We start from the raw sequence: 18,530 nt of genomic DNA, 5'->3' as shown, positions 1-18,530 counted from the left end.
AAATAATTATATTAAACATTTAATTTTCAAAGACCTTTACTAGAATTATTTTTTTGCGGATTATTAAATAAGAGAATAATAATATATATATAAGCCCATATTGAATAATCAAAGCAGGATCTCCATTTTGAAATATGAACCATCCATAATTAAATATAAGAATATATATAACAAATAAAATTCCTTTATTTTTAAAATCGCTATTTTTAAATAAAAGATCTAACCATTTAGTCAGTTTTCCCCATAAAAGAGATTGGATTGTTAACGCTATCAAGCTTCCATTGATATATGAAAGCCCTATAAATCCGGGAGGAATTTCACTATCCCATTTCCGATTTATCAGATATGTGTTATAATATGAAATAGAATCATAGAATGTATTTGATTTATCAAATAATTTTAACGGTTTTAGTAACCAAACCCAATAATCTTTCATATATCGAGACTCATAATTATTCTCTAAGAAATTACTCATAGAGAAAAATTGATGATTGAATTCATGGATGAACATACTAAAATAGCTATATGATTCTTGGTTATTTCTTGCATCAACAAATGCAATAGAGTTTGATTCAGAGAATATATTGAAAAGGAATACTTTTCCATAAAAAATAACAAATAGACTTATAGGTATCCCTATAAATAAAAATCTATATGGAATTTTTGTTTTTATAAAGTAATAAGATAATGTTATATATATAAATAGCAGAATAATATTAGCACGTCCTGCTCCAATAAAAAATTTAAAGAAAACAGACGCCAATATAATATAAAAAAAAAGTGAAGCAATAACTTTCCCTCTAAAAAATCCTTTGAATTTCAAATATAAACAGATTATAAAAGACACTACTATTATATCCGATAGGATGAGCATAAATGCACCTAAATAGCTCTTATTTTCATCTACTCCACTTCGTATCCGGGATAAGTTTGCAATAACATAATCGAATCCGCCATATTTAGATATAAAAAAGAAAAAAAAGAAAATAGAGAGAATAAAAAACAGAATTGAATACTGAAATAAAGATCGGTCACTTATATTAATTTGTTTTATACTCCAATAAGTTTGTTTTATTCTACCCCCCAATATAATACATAAGTAAGACACTAGAATTATTAAAGATTCTGGGATATATTGTAGTTCTGTTTTATTTTGTTTATCTAAACCTATAAAAGACATAAAGACATAATCATTCGAACCTATTATTAATAAAGGAACTAGTGCATATATAAAAGTAAACCAAATTAAAAAATAATCAAAAAGACCAAAATTTTTATTTTTTATTGGTTCTGTTATTTTGCAAATGGTAGTTAATATAATAACCGTAAAAATAATAATAGAAATAATCATTATCTTTATATAGAAATAATTTTATTTTAAACTATACTTAATCTTATATTTAGAAATAGACGACATATCTAATTCTTCAAATTCCTTATGACTCACCGCCAACACTACAGCATCAAATTTGCCGTTAGGTAGTTTGGTTTCTATATCCAATCCATATTCATGCTCCACTTCTTCTGGATTAGCCCAAGGATCATAAATTGTTATATTTGTACCGTATTCTTTGAGTTCACGAATTACATCTACAACCTTTGTATTACGAACATCGGGACAGTTTTCTTTAAATGTAATTCCTAGAACTAGTATATTAGCCCCCTTTATTTGTATACCTTGTTTAATCATCTTCTTAACAACCTCACTAGCAACGTACTCGCCCATACTGTCATTCAGGCGGCGACCAGCAAGTATGATTTCGGGATGATAGCCATATTCCTGCGCTTTTTGAGCCAAATAATATGGGTCTACACCGATGCAGTGCCCTCCAACCAGCCCGGGCTTAAATGGAAGGAAATTCCATTTCGTTCCGGCAGCTTGTAATACAGCATTGGTGTCAATATTCATTCTATCGAATATTTTCTTTAATTCATTTACAAATGCAATATTTATATCCCGTTGAGAGTTTTCAATAACCTTTGCCGCTTCTGCCACTTTTATAGTTGGAGCCAAATGCGTTCCTGCTTTAATAACTGAGGAATAAAGGGCATTTACTTTTTCTCCAACTTCAGGTGTAGAACCGGATGTTACTTTCTTAATTTTTTCGACAGTATGTTCTTTATCTCCCGGATTTATTCTTTCAGGAGAGTAACCCGCAAAAAAATCAACATTATATTTCAGACCTGAAATTTTTTCTACTACAGGAATACAGTCTTCCTCTGTAGCTCCGGGGTAAACTGTTGACTCATATATAACGATATCTCCTTTATTGATAACCTTCCCAACTGTTTCACTCGCTTTATATAAAGGGGTCAAATCTGGCCTATTGTTTTTATCTACAGGTGTTGGAACAGTTACTATATAATAATTACAGTCACTAATATCCTCTAAGTTACAAGAACAAAACAAGCCAATATTGTCACTATTTTCGTTTTTCAAAACAGACTGTAAAATATCAGCATCTACCTCTAAGGTATGATCAACACCTGACATTAATTCCTTAATGCGTGCCTGATTAATATCAAAACCGACTACCGGATATTTGGTGGCAAAAAGCCTAGCTAGAGGTAAGCCTACATACCCTAGGCCAATAATTGCGATCTTAATTTTGTTCATTTGTGTTATTTTAAATTACTCCAATACCATTCTACAGCCTCTTTCAATCCTTCTTTCATACTATATTTCGGATTGTAATCTAACAAAGCTTTTGCTTTATCTATACTTGCTAATGAATGCGGGATATCTCCAACTCTATTTGGGCCATGTGTAATATCCACCATTGCAATCTGAGGATCATACTCACTCAGATATTCTTTTAGATATTTTATCAATTGATTTAGAGTTGTTCTTTCTCCAAAAGCTGTATTATATATTGTATTTAATGCTGAAGGATTAGATGTCGTCAAAGCCAGCAAGTTCATCTGTATCACATTCTTTATATAAGTGAAATCCCTTGAATACTCACCATCCCCATTAATTACAGGCGATTCGTGATTGATTAACTTCTTAACGAATAACGGTATAACAGCAGCATATGCTCCATTGGTATCTTGACGCTTTCCAAACACATTAAAATATCTTAGCCCAATACATTCAATTCCGTATGTACGTGAAAACACATCAGCATAAAGCTCATTAACATACTTAGTTATTGCGTATGGAGATAAGGGTTTGCCTATAACGTCTTCTACTTTGGGCAACGAGACAGAATCTCCGTAAGTAGAAGAACTTGCAGCATAAATAAACCGCTTAACGCCAACTTCTTTTGCGGCGAATAGCATATTTAAGAAGCCCGAAACATTCACTTCGTTACTTGTTATCGGATCTTTTATAGAACGGGGAACAGAGCCTAAAGCCGCTTCATGAAGAACGTAATCAATGCCTTTTATAGCATTTAAACAATCATCATAATTGCGAATGTCCCCTACTATTAACCGAAAGTTTTTTTTATCAAAGAATGGAAGTATATTTTCCATTTTACCTGTAGAAAAATTATCAAAACAGATAACCTCACAGTTGTACTTTAATAACTCTTCGCAAAGGTTAGAACCTATAAAGCCGGCTCCTCCGGTAATAAGAATTCTTGAATTATCGAGTTTTTGATTTTGAATCATATCCATATTCTTTTCCATATCCATATCTGTAACTACTATCTAAATATGAATCATTGAGCACCAGATACATATTTATTAATTTACCTTCACCTTTTTGCATATTCATGAAGTCTACAGCAGCTCTAGGTGTTACATTTTCTCTAACGATGTACAATGTAACATCAACATACTCATCAATTAGATATGTATCCGAGACTAATCCTACCGGAGCAGTATCAAATATTACAAAATCAAACTCTTCTCTTGCTTCGAGCATAAATTCTTTTAAGCGTGGTTCCATTAATAACTCATTCGGATTAGGTGGAATAGTTCCGGCCACCATCACTTTCAAGTTATCATTTAGCCCCGAATCATTAACATAGTTTCGCCAAGAATCATCACTAACTAGATAATCACTCAAACCTTTGTTTCTTGATACTTGAATATAATTTCTGAGTTTCGGATTCCTTATGTCCCCACCGACGATTAAAACTTTTTTTCCGGATAGAGCAAAGCTCATCGACAAGTTGACGCTTATAAAAGTTTTTCCTTCACCGGAAGCAGTAGAGGTCACTAATATTGTTTGATTTGACTTATGCTTAAGTATAAAATTTAAATTATTTCTTAATGACCGGAACATTTCAGCTATACCAGAGCTTTGATTTGACCTGATTACGACCTGATCCTTAACCTCATTTTTCCCTATCTGTCCGATAATAGGTACTTCCGATAATCTTTCAAGTTCACTTCTACTTCTTATCTGAACTTTGAATAGGTTGATTAAATAGATAATTACAATCGGACATAAAAAACCGAGTATTAATACCGAAAGAAGAATAATATTGGACTTAGGTGCTATCGGAAGAATATCTTCCTGTGGAGAAACTATTGTACGTGCCTTATTCGCGGTTGAAGCAATAGACAAATTAGTCTCTTCACGCTTTTGCATTAGGAATAAAAACAAATTCTCTTTAATCCGTTGCTCCCTTACTTTTTCGATGAGTCCTCTTTCCTGTTGAGGAACTGACAATACTCTAGATTTTGTAGAAGATGATTGCTTCAATAAATCTTGTTTTGAAATATTGTAAGTCTGCTTGACATTTTTTAGAGAGTTGGATATGCTACTACGCATATTGTTTATATCATCAGTTAGTCTTATACGCGTAGGGTTTTCTTCACCCAGTCCTTTTAACTGAACTTCTGAAACAAGTAGCTTATTGTTGTAATCATTTATTATTTGAGCCAAACCGAGATCAGCAATTCCAATGTTAGGTATCACTGAAAATTTATTTGCAGGATTTTGCACAAAACGCTCTATTAAAGAGATCACATTGAGCTGGGTTTCTACCTCCAGTAATTTTTGTTCATTTTGCCCCGTTTGTTGTACAAATAGTTGTGCTTCCGTACTCAGATCTGTTATTTGGTTCTTTTGTTTAAAATCAACAACATTCTCTTCTGCATCTCCTAGTTCTACAGATATTTCTTTCAATCTATCATTGATAAAGATTGCAGTATTGTATGCTATCTCATTCTTTATGTTTACGTTCATTTCATTATACTGCTTCACAAGTTCTCGAAGAATGGCAGCACCCTTGGCAGTATTATTGCCAATCAGCCCTATATTAAGGACCGAAGACGTTTTACTTGTTGGCGAAACTGATAACGCGTCATTTAGAGAAGAAACAGTAGAGTATATATCATTTACCTGAACATAGTATTTTTCATGTTCCGTTAGCGTTTTACCTGTTAATTCAATTTTTATAGCCGCATCGTCTAACTTTATTTCGTTCGGAAGAGATTCATATTTCTCATTTATTTTTTTCTCTTCTGAAGCAAATAGATCTTCATATGTACCGCTGATTTCATATTCTGTTTCATTTTTCTGTATATAGAATTGAATATTTCCTATTCCTTTTTTATCTACAGGTTCTAAAGTGACATGAAAAGGCGTTTGATTGTATAGCTCAACTTTCCTAAGTCTCTGAGTTATATAATATACAGTTTGCAAATTCAATGTATCTACAACAGAACGCATCAAATCGGGAGAAGATAAAATTGCAACTTCGTTTTCTATATTGTTTGTTGTAGAAAGCAAACCGAGAGCCTCTAAATCAAACTCTGCTGCTGCATTTCCTTTACTTGTTCCTTTATCCTCGTTGAGCAATATAGAAAGTGAAGATTTATACTGCTTTTGGGTAACAAGAATGATTGTGACTCCAATAATCAAAAACACAGCTACTGATAGAATAAACCATTTCCAGTAGCGTAAATAATCAAATATGATATCAGTTACAGAAGTTGAAGCACTTGTATCTTTCCAGTTTTTATTGGTTTCCATTTAATTTAGCGGGTTATGATAGCAATTACTGAGATTACGATTGATAATGCGGATAAACTAATCGATTCAAAGGTTCCAAATCGAGAATTATTTCCTTTTGCTTTATTAGTTTCAACATATAACTTGTCATTTTGTTGTAAATAAAAGAGATCTTTATTAAGCACTAAGCTCTTATCTTGCATATCAATTCGATGCATCGCAATCTCTCCATTTTCTTGTATTCTGAGCAACAATACATTATCTCTACGTCCGTATATTGTCATATCTCCGGCTGCAGCCAAAGCATCTAAAATTGTCATTTGACCATTAGGTGTAGTATATACTCCGGGGCGCGCAACTTCGCCAAGAACAGATACCCCAAAATTTACGAATCGAACATTTACAACCGGTTTTTCAGCTATATACCGTGGATAAATTAACGATACAATGTAATTTTGAGCCTCCTTAGACGTCATCCCTCCTATACTTAATTCTCCTAATATTGGAAAATTTATTTTCCCATCTTTATCTACTAAATAGTTTTGTAAACTACCGGTTGTATTGGCATATACTACCGTTGTCTGTATTGGTGAGGTTAAATTAGTAGGTACCATCGGTAGGTTGAAATCTGTTGCAGCACCAGGTATATTAGAATTGACAGTAATGGTAATTATATCATTAGGCATAATTTTCGCTTCATGAATAGCAGCCATACTTGATAAAACTTCAGGTGAAACTGTTTCTGCGTTCTTTAAATAAGGCAACTGTTTATAACCCGTACACGAACCTAAAAAAATAACTAAAAAAGAAACTATTAATGAGTGAAGAATTCTGCGCAAACTCCTTTTTGGTTTCATTGTGTTAAAATAAATAATGTTTTATAAAAGAGATTTCCTGCCAAAGATAATTTATTTTTTATCTTTTTTGACTAAAGAAAAAATAATAACTTTTTTAAGAAATGGAATCAACATTAAATAAACAAAAAGGAAAAAGCCTAAAAAAAAGAAGATATCAGACTAAAAAAAAATCTTGAAAGTGTTATGGTGTCTAGGATTTAAGAATTCGGGTATTAATCCAAAAAATGCTGTAAAATTTCACAAAAAAGAAAACAGATCGTTTAAAAGGCTTATCAAATTAACCTTTATTTACACAACTTTAACAATATCAATATCCACGATCATAATAAAGGATTTAAGACTCAAACCATGAGAAAAGCAACATTTATTCACTTTAATCACTCACTATTAAAATTTTAGTATAACATACCTCTAATAATGGTTCCCATTTTTCCTATAGCATTATCCCAACTAAAACGAAGCACATATTCATGTCCTCTCTTAGCCAAGTCTATACGATATTCATTATCCTTAATCAAATAGCAAATTTTATCAGCCATATTTTTCGCATCACCAGGTTCTACCAACAATGCCGTTTCTCCTTCAACCGCATATTCTTTATGCCCTTCTATATTGGTGCATATAAGAGCACATCCACAAAACATAGACTCTACAGATACCAGGCCAAACCCCTCAGTAAAGCTATTGGATATAAATATAGAGTTACGATTATAGATTGCACACAAATCATCCGGATCTCTATGATAATGAATCCAGTCGGGCAAATCTTCAGGTGAGGGATAAATGCCGAATAAATCAACTTTAAGCTCGGGAATCTGCTCTTTTACAAGATGTAGTGCTTCTAACCCATATTTAGAACCTTTTATTTCTTGAACAGAATACATCATAGCAACGGTTGCAATCTCTCTATTCTCTATTCTTTCCTTAATGTAATATACATTGTTGTCAACTCCATTTTCAATCAATTCTACTCTATTATTGGTATGCTTGGCTACTATCTTTTTTAAATAAGAAGCAACAACGATATTAACCGTATCTTTCAAGTTATACGAAGAGTAAAGTAAATCTTCATGTCCTTCCCAATTTTCATAGCCTTGTATAAGGTTGATTTTTTTACCTTTTTGAGGAGATAGTGTTCCCATATCCAATACGGTAGACCACCAAGTAGCAATAACAATATCTGCATCAACCACATATTTGTCCTTTACTTCTTTTACATAAGACATCGTAATATCCGGATCAAACTCGAACCATTTATTTCTATCAAATCGTTCAATTTTAGATAAAAGACAGCGTACGAAGTATGGTAAACGATACTTCATATACTTTGTTTTGATAGGAAATGTTAGATGAACTTGATACCCCATGTAAGCCAATCGATTTGCATATTCGTACATAACACGAAATCCACCTGCAGGGCGACGAGGCTTGAATGGTAGAATAAAATTAATTTTTATATTGTTCTTCATTTCTTCATCTTTTCTTCACAAATATAATGAGTTTAGCAATTCTTTTATCATTATTAAAACTCTTATTTAGAAACTCTAAAAACAATACAGCGAACATAAAATTAAAATAAAAATAAATTTTATTAAATATATATTTAATATTACTAAATAAAACATTATGTTTGTAAAAAAAATGCAGTAAATATGTTACCATGTAATTGTCCAAGTTGTAAAACACAATTAAAAGTCAAAAGCCTTGTTTGTGAAAACTGTGCAACAGAGGTGCACGGTCTCTATGCACTCCCCATACTAGCTCGTCTGTCTGTAGAAGATCAAGACTTTATTCTAAAATTTGTGAAAAATAGTGGAAGTTTAAAAGAGATGGCTAAAGATTTAAAATTGAGTTACCCTACCGTGAGAAATTTATTAGACGATATAATTGATAAACTAAAAGAATATGAAAAGTAAACCTTCTGTGACAAGCTGGTTATTCAAACCATTTCAATACATTGCCGGTACAAAAGCTCTTATACTTGGGCTAATTGTAATGTTATTACTATCGGTTTTGGGGTATTTGGGAAATACTCATTTCAATGGAGTGATCGGGATGCAATATGCGCCACCAAATCAACCTCAACACTATGCAGTCCACATAGTTTATCAGATCATCACCCTCATTTCTATGACAGTGATTTTCTATATTGCGGCCCGCATTGTATCCAAATCTTCTGTCCGTATTATTGATATTGCAGGCACAATGTCTTTATCACAAGCACCCCATATCTTGTTTGGGCTAGTAGGCTTAATACCCCCTGTTCATTTAGATTTTGGAAACATAAATGCAGTAAATACAAATGAAATATTTTCTATACTGAAAGATAATATTGGAATATTAGTAATAGCCTCTCTACTGTCTGTTGTAATATTAGCTTGGTCCATTGTTCTTAAATACAATGCCTATTCCGTTTCGGGTAATATAAAAGGAGTTATTGGAGGAATCTCTTTTACAGCAGCTCTTATCATATCCGAAATATTAATTAAAGTACTTATTTTTATCACCATACCTTATTTACACTAAAAACAGACCACTATGAATCGCAAAAAACTATCATTTATTTTATTATTACTCTTATCCCTAAATATATCAGCACAATTAATCGTAAGTGAAGAACCTATTATATTGAAAACGGAAACAGGGGATATATTTGGCTCATTAAAAGTTCCGAATAGTAAAACTCCTGTACCAATAGCAATTATTATAGCAGGTTCGGGACCAACAGACCGCAATGGAAATAGTCAACTTACTCAAAACGATGCATACAAAATGTTGTCTGATGAATTATTCTACAGTGGAATAGCTACACTCTGCTTCGACAAAAGAGGTATAGCTGCGAGCAAATCAGCAATGAAAGAGGAATCGGATATCCGATTTGAGAATTATATTGAAGATGTAAAAGGGTGGATAGATTTATTGTCAAACGACAAGCGGTTTTCTAACATAATAATTATAGGGCATAGCGAAGGTTCGTTGATTGGGATGATTGCCACAGAAAACAATCCAAAAGTTACAAAATACATTTCTATAGCAGGAATGGGTGTACCTTTTGATGTGATACTCAAAGAACAATTAGAAAAGCAGTTGGCGGGACAGCCCCAGGCTACAAAAGATCTGATATTCTCTTATTTAGATAAATTGAAACAAGGTGAAACTATCTCGAATGTTCCTCCAACACTCAATGCACTATTTCGCCCAAGCGTACAACCATATATGATATCAGTAATGAAATATAATCCTCAGGAAGAGATAGCAAAACTTACCATTCCAACTTTAATTATACAAGGAACAACAGACATACAAGTACCCACAGAGCAGGCAAACCTACTATCTGTAGCAAATCCTAAAGCAAAAAAGGTTGTTATAGAGAATATGAACCATGTATTGAAAGACTGCAAAAGTAGCGACATGGCAGAACAAACGCCAACATACAGCAACAAAAATATTCCGCTAAACAAAGAAATAGGAAAAGTTATAATAAACTTTATAAAAAATTAGAAAGCGAAAGAGAGGAATTATTTTCCTCTCTTTAGTTTTTGTATAATAATATCTGCAGCTCTTTGCGACGCTCCAGACTCACCCAATATTCTTATAACTTCATCATAGTCGGCTAACATCGTTTCACGATAGGTGTTGTCATTCAAAAGCTTATTAACTTCCTCCCTAATTGTATCTACAGAGAAAAATTTGGCAAAAAGCTCTTGTACCACTACCCTATCGGCTATCAGATTTACTAACGAAATATATTTTGTATGAAGTATATTCTTGAATGCCCAATAAACCACATGAGGAATAGGCGTTTTGTAACAGACAACTTGCAGAACTTTGAATAAAGCAGTTTCTAATGTAGCCGTGCCGGATGTCACCAATGCCACATCAGCATACTGCAAAAGTCTGTAAGTTTGACCAAATACAATTTTACAAGAATTACGACCTATATATTCTTTGTAATAATCAGGATCTATACCGGGTGCTCCGGCTATCACAGCTTGATAATCTTTAAAGCCTTCAATTGCCTCGAGCATAGCGGGCAGATTATCTTTTATTTCTTGTTGGCGGCTACCGGCAAGTAATGCTACAATAGGTTTATTATCTAAGTCGTTTTCCGCTATAAACTTATCTTTAACGTCATTCTTATTCTCTTCTCTAAAATTGGCTACAGCATCGACCACAGGATTCCCCACATAATCGATACGATAGTCATGCTTCTTATAGAAATCGACTTCAAAAGGAAGAATAGAAAGCATTTCGTCAACATATTTCTTAAACGATTTCACTCTATATTCTTTCCAAGCCCATACTTTTGGGGAGATATAATAATATACAGGAATGTTGGTATGCGTTTTAATATATTTGGCAACTTTCAGATTAAATCCGGGATAATCGATCAATATCAACACATCGGGATTAAACGCCATAATCTCCTTTTGACACATCTTCATATTACGAAGAATAGTCCTCAGATTGAGAAGTACAGGAATAAATCCCATAAAAGCCATTTCGCGATAATGTTTTACGAGTCGTCCTCCCTGAGCCAACATGAGATCCCCTCCCAGAAAGCAAAATTCAGCTTCTGCATCCTGCGCCTTGAGAGCTGCCATCAAGTTAGACCCATGCAAATCTCCCGAAGCTTCTCCTGCCACCAAAAAATATTTCATTGTATTGTAATTTTATCGATAGAGAATTAAAGAATGGCTTCCCAAGACTTTATTGAGGCAATAAGATCATGATTTGTCATATCCACCTTCACCGGCACAACTGAAACATACCTGTTAGCCAAAGCCCATTCATCCGTCATTTCATCACTAGGCTCATCATTCTCAAAGTTTCCTGTCAACCAATATATATCTTTATCTGCACCATCTTTCGACTGCATAAATTCATTCACCCACTGTCCGGATGTCTGACGACAAACACGGATTCCTTTTATATCGTCTCCTTTCGGAATATTTACATTCAAACATGTTCCACTAGGCAGCCCATCTTCCAATACTTGCTTGGTAATAGAGTGAATATATTTTTTTGAGTAAGTAAAATCAGCATTGTGACTATGATCAAGCAACGAAAATCCAATAGATGGTATTTTAAATACCGCTCCTTCTATTGCTGCTCCCATTGTTCCCGAATAAAGGACAGCTACCGCTGCATTCGAACCATGATTTACACCCGAAAGAACAATGTCAGGCCTGCGTTCAGCCAGTTCACTTATACCCAACTTTACACAGTCCACAGGAGTTCCTGTTGTCGCATAGACTTTGATATTCTGGCTTTCACTTATCAAATATACCCGTAATGGCTGTAATGATGTTATTGCACTCGACATTCCCGAACGAGGTCCATCGGGTGCTACAACTATAATATCTCCTAAATCTTTTACGCTATCTATCAATGCTTCTATACCTTTAGCCTGATAACCATCGTCATTCGTAATCAGTATCAGAGGCTTCCTATTCTCCATCTATCTTTATTTATCATTAAAAAACAAAACTAAGAACTAAAAATTAAATTTCAGTTAAGAAACAAAGATACATCAATATTTTTAGAGCGTATTTATTTCCTTTGTAAAAAGAAATCGACGAAAGGAACGACTCCGAGCAGTCACATTTATCAACAAATAACTGTTTGTAATCTTATATTGCAGATTTATCTTATATAAGACATTATAGTGATCTGAAAGAAGTAAAAGTGACATTAAAAAGAGCATAACGACTGTTACTTTTGTTACTTTTTAACAACATTAAATATCTAAACATATGATGTACAACAATATACAAAACCATAAAAAAGTAACACCCACGCACGGTAAAAAGCGTGACTTAAATGAATTATAGCCATTAAAAAACAAACTCTTTTTTGTGTTATTTACAAAAGGTTTGAAATGGCTTTAAATTATTATCCAGCGTCTTTGCGATGCAAACATATTTTGTAACTTTGGTATACTTTTTCAATTTATTAATCATTCAAAATATTCCCAACATGAGAAAAACAAGTACGGTCTTATTGCTTCTGCTGATTTTTTCGACCGCGATATATGCCCAACAGCAGTACCGCAAGCATGTCAGACCTACCAAAAATGTGATTGTGATGATACCTGACGGAACATCTATCGGTGTAGTTTCTGCCGCACGTTGGTATCAGATTTACAACAAGCTTGGAAGCAACAATTTAGCTATTGACCCTTATCTATGCGGCACGGTAAAAACATTTTCATCAAATGCTCCCATTGGAGACTCGGCTCCTACAACTTCTTGTTATATGACCGGTATGCCCCAACAGACGGGTAATGTATCGATCTATCCTGTTGCCGATCCTCAAAATGACTTAGTACCTGTAGATCCGGCAAAAGCTTACCAACCATTAGCTACAATACTGGAAGCTGCTAAACATCAACAAAACAAAGCTACGGGATTGGTTGTTACGGTGGAATTCCCGCATGCAACACCCGCAGACTGCTCTGCACACTATTATGCCAGAGGCAAATATGAATATATCGCATCACAAATGGCATATCAAAACTTAGATGTCATGTTTGGTGGTGGTAATTCTATACTTACTGACGACATTAAACAACATTTCAAAAACACGGGAACCAGACTTATTCAGGATGATCTAAAAGCTTTCCGTAACTTTAATGGAAAAGATAAAGTTTGGGCATTATTCGGAGAAAGAGAGCTACCTTACGACATCGACAGAGACTCTACTCTAGTTCCGTCACTGAATGAAATGACTAAAAAAGCGCTAGACAGGCTTTCTCAGAACGAAAACGGCTTTTTCCTCATGGTAGAAGGCAGTAAAGTAGACTGGTCTGCTCACGGAAACGATGCTGTAGGCTGTATTACAGAATATTTAGCATTCGACAAAGCAGTTGCTACTGTTATGGATTTTGCCCGCAAGAATGGAGAAACAACTGTAATAGTTCTTCCCGATCATGGAAATAGCGGATTCACAATTGGTCGTAGAGACCTGAAAAGCTATGACAAAGCAACCATCGATCAACTATTCAAAAATGTATCGCAATACAAAAAAACAGGAGAAGGTTTGGAGCGTATCTTATTAAAATCGAAACCGGAAGATTTCAAAAGCATATTTAAAGAATATACGAATATAGACCTGAACGACGATGAATTAAACTTACTTCTCAGTTCTAAGAACTATCAAGAAGCTGACTATATGAAAGTAAGCAATAGCGTGAATATGGGTTCGAGTATTATTAATATAATGAATCAACATACATATTTCGGTTTCACAACGGGAGGGCATACCGGCGAAGAAGTATTTCTCGCAGCTTATCATCCTGATGGTGATCTGCCTATAGGTATGAATACGAATGTAGAAATAAACCAATATTTATCTGACGCTATAGGGCTCAAAACATCTTTGAAAGATATGACAGAAGAAGTGTTTGCTAAACATACAGAAGTCTTCAAAGGATTAGAGTATAGCATCGATAAGTCTACTGATTTCCCTGTATTAAAAGTAAAGAAAGGAAATATGACCTTGACTATACCTGCGTTCAAGTCGGTAGTTTATCTCAACAATCAGCCAATCTCGTTAAGTACAGTGACTGTATACATAGACAAGAACGACACATTCTATGTTCCTAAGAGCCTAATTAATAAGCTATAAGAAGATAGTTACCCCCATATACAAAACAGCGATAAACTCAAAAGGGCTTGTCGCTGTTTTATTTATGTAATCTAATTGTTATCAATCATTTATATCCATGATAATTAATGGAATAATAATAATCTAATGTACCTTGTTCCAACTGAGTAACGATGGCTTCTATTTCGGCATCTCTACCTTCAGGATCATATTCTGTTTTCAGGCTATTGCCAAACAATCCGGCAAAAGCATTATATACACCGGCTTTGAAGCTACCAACCAAGGCTTTTACAATATTATATGACGAGGTATTACATTGACGATCGATAAGCTTCACCAAAACCTTACCCTGATTCTTGGTCATTTTCTTCATCTTGGGTTTGTATTCCTCCATCATATATTTCTGCACATCGTTCATATACTTATCTCTTGCTTTATCATTGGGCAAGGATTGCATATATTCATAAGTTTCAACAATAGCAGCTGTAATCATCTTTGCATAAGGGTACGCTATGCGGACGTCCCTTACTAGTTTTGAGTATTCCTGTCTTTGCTTGTTATTCTTAAATTTTAATGGAGCATATATATAAACCGGCTTGAGGTTCATAATAGCAATCGTATCCCCATGATAGATAACTGCCATATCTATATACGTATCTTGCTTTTCCTGTGCCTTGAGAGCCACAGAAACCAACAATAACAAGACAAAAGAAAATACAATCTTTCTCATTGGGTTACGCAGTATAAATACAGTCCAAATATACAAGAAAAAAGAAAATTCAGATAAGAAATATCAAACTTAATTGCAGTTGAAGAGCTTAACGTCCAAACTTCAAATTTGAGAATAACTTTATTCCTCTCAGATAATAAGCAGCAAGAATACTTCTTGGGTAGATAGTTGCAGGGTATTCAACAATCATTTTTTCCAGATTTTCATTTCTAGCAGACCGATACATCTTCCTGTTATTATAAAAGTCTTTATGGGCTCTAACAACCTCTTTCGCGTTAGCATACTTTCCTGTTACAGCAAATTGGAACGCCGCGATATAATCCAATATCAGCCGTATAGTCATCACTTTCTTTAAGTTATCCTGAGGCAGATTTTTATAAAGCATTATAAGGTTATTCCTGAAATTGAGAAATGTTTTTCTGGGATTTTCCTTTTTCAAGGTAGCGGCTCCCACATGATATACAACCGAAGAAGGTAAGCAAACAATACGCCTGCCTCTTGAGTTCAACCTCCAACAAAGATCAATCTCTTCCATATGTGCAAAAAAGGAAGAGTCGAACCCTCCTACCTCAAAGAAGTCTGCAGAACGTATAATGAGACAAGCTCCCGTAGCCCATAAGATATCTATTGGCGTATCATACTGATGATGATCCTCTTCTATTTTTTGAAAAATACGCCCCCTACAAAATGGATAACCATACTTGTCTAAGAATCCACCCGCAGCTCCTGCATATTCAAAACTAGCTTTGTTTCGTTGAGCCAATATCTTAGGCTGGACGGCAGCAACATCTGCATTTTCATCCAGATAGGATATAGTCGTGTTTAACCAGTTTTCGGTTACTTCAACATCAGAATTGAGAATAACAAAATATTCGGCAGCGACTTCTTTCAATGCAACATTGTATCCTCCTGCAAAACCATAGTTTTCAGGGAGTCTTATCAATGATATTTGAGGATATGATGTCTCTAAGAAAGATAAAGACTCATCTGTAGAACCATTATCAGCCACAACAATTTCGACATCAGGAAAAGATGAATACCGTACAACTGTAGGAAGAAACTCTTCTAGTAACTTTTTCCCGTTCCAGTTAAGAATAACAATTGCTATTTTTTTCATTTATGTTGTGCTAATTCAACTTCCTTCCGAGTCATTTTCCATCGCTTGTGAGTCCATAGCCAATAAGCAGGATTACGCAGAATGGTTCTTTCCATCTCTCGTATATAAGTTTCTGTTATATAGAATTCGGGGGCAGCCTGAGGCTTATCCGAAATCAATTTTACCGTTCCTTTATAATGTCCTCTTTTCACCTTTTCTATATCAAGGTAAACGACAGCAAATCCGGTTTGTTTTGCAATACGCTCAACTCCTGTAAAAACAGCAGATTCTTGATTCATAAAAGTTGACCAATAATGTATGTTGTGAAAAGACGGCGTCTGATCGGCCATGAAGCCTATTAATACTTGTTGTTTTGCCTTTCTTAGCTTTACAATAACACGCAACGTTTCATTCTTAGCTATTCCGAACGAACCAAACCGACTACGTATCTTGAGAAACAAATTATCGACAGCTTTATTTTTCAAAGGTCTATAAATCTGTCCTAAAAGCTTATTTTGATCCTCTTCATTGCGAAACGACATCGTGATTGATGGAACCCATTCCCAATTACCATAATGCCCTAAGAACATTAAGGCAGAGTTTCCATCCTTCATCAAATCTTTCACGATATCCATATTCTCAAAAACCATTCGCTTTTGCATCTCTTCATCAGAGATATGTAATAGTTTTAGTGTTTCTACGAAGTAATCGCAAAAATGATGGTAAAATTCTTTCTCGATAACGTGCAACTCTTTATCCGTTTTCTCGGGAAAGCTATTTTTAAGATTGATGCGTACGACTTTCAACCTATAACGAATAACCTTATATACTAGAAAATAGAGGAAATCAGATAAAATATATAATGCTCTGAATGGTAACAGCGCATGCAAATACATCCAGATATACAATATATAATATAATATCTTATTCATCGTCAGATCTCGGTAAGAGCTGTTTTTATGGAATTAAAATCGCCCAAAGTTATCATTTTTATTTCATTCGCTTTATGTGCATGATACTGAGTTTCTACTTTTATATAATTCTCAGTAAAACCATACATAACGCTATCATGTTGAGTATGCTCGAATAACACTTTTCGCTTTGTTCCTTGCTGCGACCGATAGAATGCCTGCAATTTTTCGTCTGATAAATCTAGTAGAGCCTTACAACGTGCATGCTTAGTTTTAGGATCTACTTCGTGATCTATTTTCAAAGCCTGCGTATTCGGACGTTCAGAATATGTAAAAACATGCAATTGTGAAAAATCAAGACTTTCTAAGAAAGCTTTTGCTTCTTCAAAATATTCATCGGTCTCTCCTCTTGTACCAACAATAACATCAACTCCGATAAATGCATCAGGCATTACGGATTTAATCTTTTCTACTTTATGCCTGAATAATGCAGTATCGTAGCGGCGGCGCATCAATTTAAGCACAGCATCCGAACCCGACTGTAATGGGATATGAAAATGAGGCGCAAAACGTTTTGATTGAGCTACAAATTGTATAATCTCATCGGTAAGCAAGTTCGGCTCTATTGATGAAATCCGATAACGCTCAACACCCTCCACTTCATCTAAAGCTTTGACTAAGTCAAAAAAGGTTTCGCCGGTAGTTCTACCAAAGTCTCCTATATTCACACCTGTTAGAACAATCTCCTTACCTCCTTTTTCAGCAACCTCTTTTGCCTGCTGTACCATGCTTTCTATCGAGCCGTTACGACTGCGTCCTCTGGCAAAAGGAATGGTACAAAAAGAACAAAAGTAATCACAGCCATCCTGCACTTTCAGAAAATAGCGGGTACGATCATCCTGTGAACACGATGGAACAAATGACTTTATCTTATTCGTTTTAGAAGTATGTACGACCCCTTTATCTTTTTTCTTTAGTTCGTCAAGATAAGCTACTACATCAAGCTTCTGCTCCGATCCCAGTACAATATCCACACCTTTTATACCCGCAATATCTTCGGGTTTAAGTTGAGCGTAGCATCCTGTTACTATAACATAAGCACCGGGGTTTTCTTTAATCATTTTACGTACAGCCTGACGACATTTCTTATCTGCAAATTCGGTTACCGAGCAAGTATTTATAACACATATATCTGCAACTTCCCCATCTCTGGATCTACGAACACCAACTTGGGACAATTGTCGCCCGATAGCTGATGTCTCTGCAAAGTTTAATTTACAGCCTAATGTGAGATAGGCTGCTTTTTTATTCTCAAAAATTGAATTATCTATCATTGTATATTACAGAACCTAATTTAATAATATTGAAATAAATAACTTTGTTCTACAAGCAATTTATTAATTATTGTCATACAAAA

At 34.5% G+C, this 18,530-nt stretch carries 16 protein-coding genes; 4 read left to right on the top strand and 12 right to left on the bottom strand.

Features of this window, described 5'->3' with window-relative positions; translation table 11 throughout:
• Window positions 1-19: 19 nt before the first annotated feature.
• The 6 genes from E4T88_RS05170 to E4T88_RS05145 all read right to left on the bottom strand — a co-directional run bounded on the left by E4T88_RS05170 (window position 20) and on the right by E4T88_RS05145 (window position 8,237).
• Window positions 20-1,351 carry an O-antigen polymerase gene (locus tag E4T88_RS05170; protein WP_135104385.1) on the bottom strand — a complete coding sequence of 444 codons (1,332 nt, stop codon included), beginning with the start codon at window positions 1,349-1,351 and terminating at the stop codon, window positions 20-22.
• A 21-nt stretch (window positions 1,352-1,372) separates the two neighbouring features.
• Entirely contained in the window at window positions 1,373-2,617 is a 1,245-nt protein-coding gene (locus E4T88_RS05165; RefSeq protein ID WP_135104384.1) for a nucleotide sugar dehydrogenase, read from the bottom strand.
• A gap of 5 nt (window positions 2,618-2,622) precedes the next feature.
• Window positions 2,623-3,633 (bottom strand): SDR family oxidoreductase, encoded by a 1,011-nt coding sequence (locus E4T88_RS05160; RefSeq protein ID WP_185146722.1) that lies wholly within the window; start codon window positions 3,631-3,633, stop codon window positions 2,623-2,625.
• Complete coding sequence (locus E4T88_RS05155; RefSeq protein ID WP_135104383.1) at window positions 3,590-5,932, bottom strand: GumC family protein; 2,343 nt, start codon at window positions 5,930-5,932, stop codon at window positions 3,590-3,592. The genes E4T88_RS05160 and E4T88_RS05155 overlap by 44 nt, the downstream gene beginning before the upstream one ends.
• Before the next feature lie 5 nt (window positions 5,933-5,937).
• Window positions 5,938-6,768, bottom strand: coding sequence for a polysaccharide biosynthesis/export family protein (locus tag E4T88_RS05150; RefSeq protein WP_135104382.1), 831 nt, complete (start codon window positions 6,766-6,768; stop codon window positions 5,938-5,940).
• Between the two features lie 395 nt (window positions 6,769-7,163).
• Window positions 7,164-8,237, bottom strand: coding sequence for a glycosyltransferase family 4 protein (locus E4T88_RS05145; RefSeq protein WP_135104381.1), 1,074 nt, complete (start codon window positions 8,235-8,237; stop codon window positions 7,164-7,166).
• A 183-nt stretch (window positions 8,238-8,420) separates the two neighbouring features.
• On the opposite strand from E4T88_RS05145, the gene E4T88_RS05140 reads away from it, so the two are divergent.
• Genes E4T88_RS05140 through E4T88_RS05130 form a run of 3 tightly spaced genes read left to right on the top strand, consistent with a single transcriptional unit; the run spans window position 8,421 to window position 10,269 of the window.
• A complete protein-coding gene (locus tag E4T88_RS05140) occupies window positions 8,421-8,684 on the top strand; it encodes a DUF2089 family protein (RefSeq protein ID WP_135104380.1) in 264 nt (87 codons plus the stop codon).
• Window positions 8,674-9,294, top strand: coding sequence for a hypothetical protein (locus E4T88_RS05135; RefSeq protein WP_135104379.1), 621 nt, complete (start codon window positions 8,674-8,676; stop codon window positions 9,292-9,294). The genes E4T88_RS05140 and E4T88_RS05135 overlap by 11 nt, the downstream gene beginning before the upstream one ends.
• Window positions 9,295-9,306: 12 nt before the next feature.
• Window positions 9,307-10,269, top strand: coding sequence for an alpha/beta hydrolase (locus E4T88_RS05130; RefSeq protein ID WP_135104378.1), 963 nt, complete (start codon window positions 9,307-9,309; stop codon window positions 10,267-10,269).
• A gap of 17 nt (window positions 10,270-10,286) precedes the next feature.
• On the opposite strand, the gene lpxB is transcribed toward E4T88_RS05130, so the two are convergent.
• The gene (lpxB, locus tag E4T88_RS05125) at window positions 10,287-11,429 is read right to left on the bottom strand and encodes a lipid-A-disaccharide synthase (RefSeq protein ID WP_135104377.1); all 1,143 of its coding nucleotides are present in this window, start codon (window positions 11,427-11,429) and stop codon (window positions 10,287-10,289) included.
• 26 nt (window positions 11,430-11,455) lie between these two features.
• Entirely contained in the window at window positions 11,456-12,229 is a 774-nt protein-coding gene (surE, locus tag E4T88_RS05120; protein ID WP_135104376.1) for a 5'/3'-nucleotidase SurE, read from the bottom strand.
• 518 nt (window positions 12,230-12,747) lie between these two features.
• Here surE and E4T88_RS05115 point away from each other — a divergent pair.
• Window positions 12,748-14,397 (top strand): alkaline phosphatase, encoded by a 1,650-nt coding sequence (locus E4T88_RS05115; RefSeq protein WP_135104375.1) that lies wholly within the window; start codon window positions 12,748-12,750, stop codon window positions 14,395-14,397.
• 85 nt (window positions 14,398-14,482) lie between these two features.
• Here the strand turns inward: E4T88_RS05115 and E4T88_RS05110 are convergent, their stop codons facing one another.
• The 4 genes from E4T88_RS05110 to mtaB all read right to left on the bottom strand — a co-directional run bounded on the left by E4T88_RS05110 (window position 14,483) and on the right by mtaB (window position 18,447).
• Window positions 14,483-15,106 carry a DUF4294 domain-containing protein gene (locus tag E4T88_RS05110; protein ID WP_135104374.1) on the bottom strand — a complete coding sequence of 208 codons (624 nt, stop codon included), beginning with the start codon at window positions 15,104-15,106 and terminating at the stop codon, window positions 14,483-14,485.
• Between the two features lie 88 nt (window positions 15,107-15,194).
• Window positions 15,195-16,223: a glycosyltransferase family 2 protein gene (locus E4T88_RS05105; RefSeq protein WP_135104373.1), complete on the bottom strand. Its 1,029-nt coding sequence runs from the start codon at window positions 16,221-16,223 to the stop codon at window positions 15,195-15,197.
• Window positions 16,220-17,134: a lysophospholipid acyltransferase family protein gene (locus tag E4T88_RS05100; RefSeq protein ID WP_135104372.1), complete on the bottom strand. Its 915-nt coding sequence runs from the start codon at window positions 17,132-17,134 to the stop codon at window positions 16,220-16,222. The genes E4T88_RS05105 and E4T88_RS05100 overlap by 4 nt, the downstream gene beginning before the upstream one ends.
• A gap of 2 nt (window positions 17,135-17,136) precedes the next feature.
• Window positions 17,137-18,447 (bottom strand): tRNA (N(6)-L-threonylcarbamoyladenosine(37)-C(2))-methylthiotransferase MtaB, encoded by a 1,311-nt coding sequence (mtaB, locus tag E4T88_RS05095; RefSeq protein WP_135104371.1) that lies wholly within the window; start codon window positions 18,445-18,447, stop codon window positions 17,137-17,139.
• Window positions 18,448-18,530 lie beyond the last annotated feature (83 nt).

This window comes from Dysgonomonas mossii (assembly GCF_004569505.1).
GTDB lineage: Bacteria > Bacteroidota > Bacteroidia > Bacteroidales > Dysgonomonadaceae > Dysgonomonas.
Note: the sequence above shows the minus strand (reverse complement) of the source record. Positions and strands in the feature narration are given on the sequence as shown.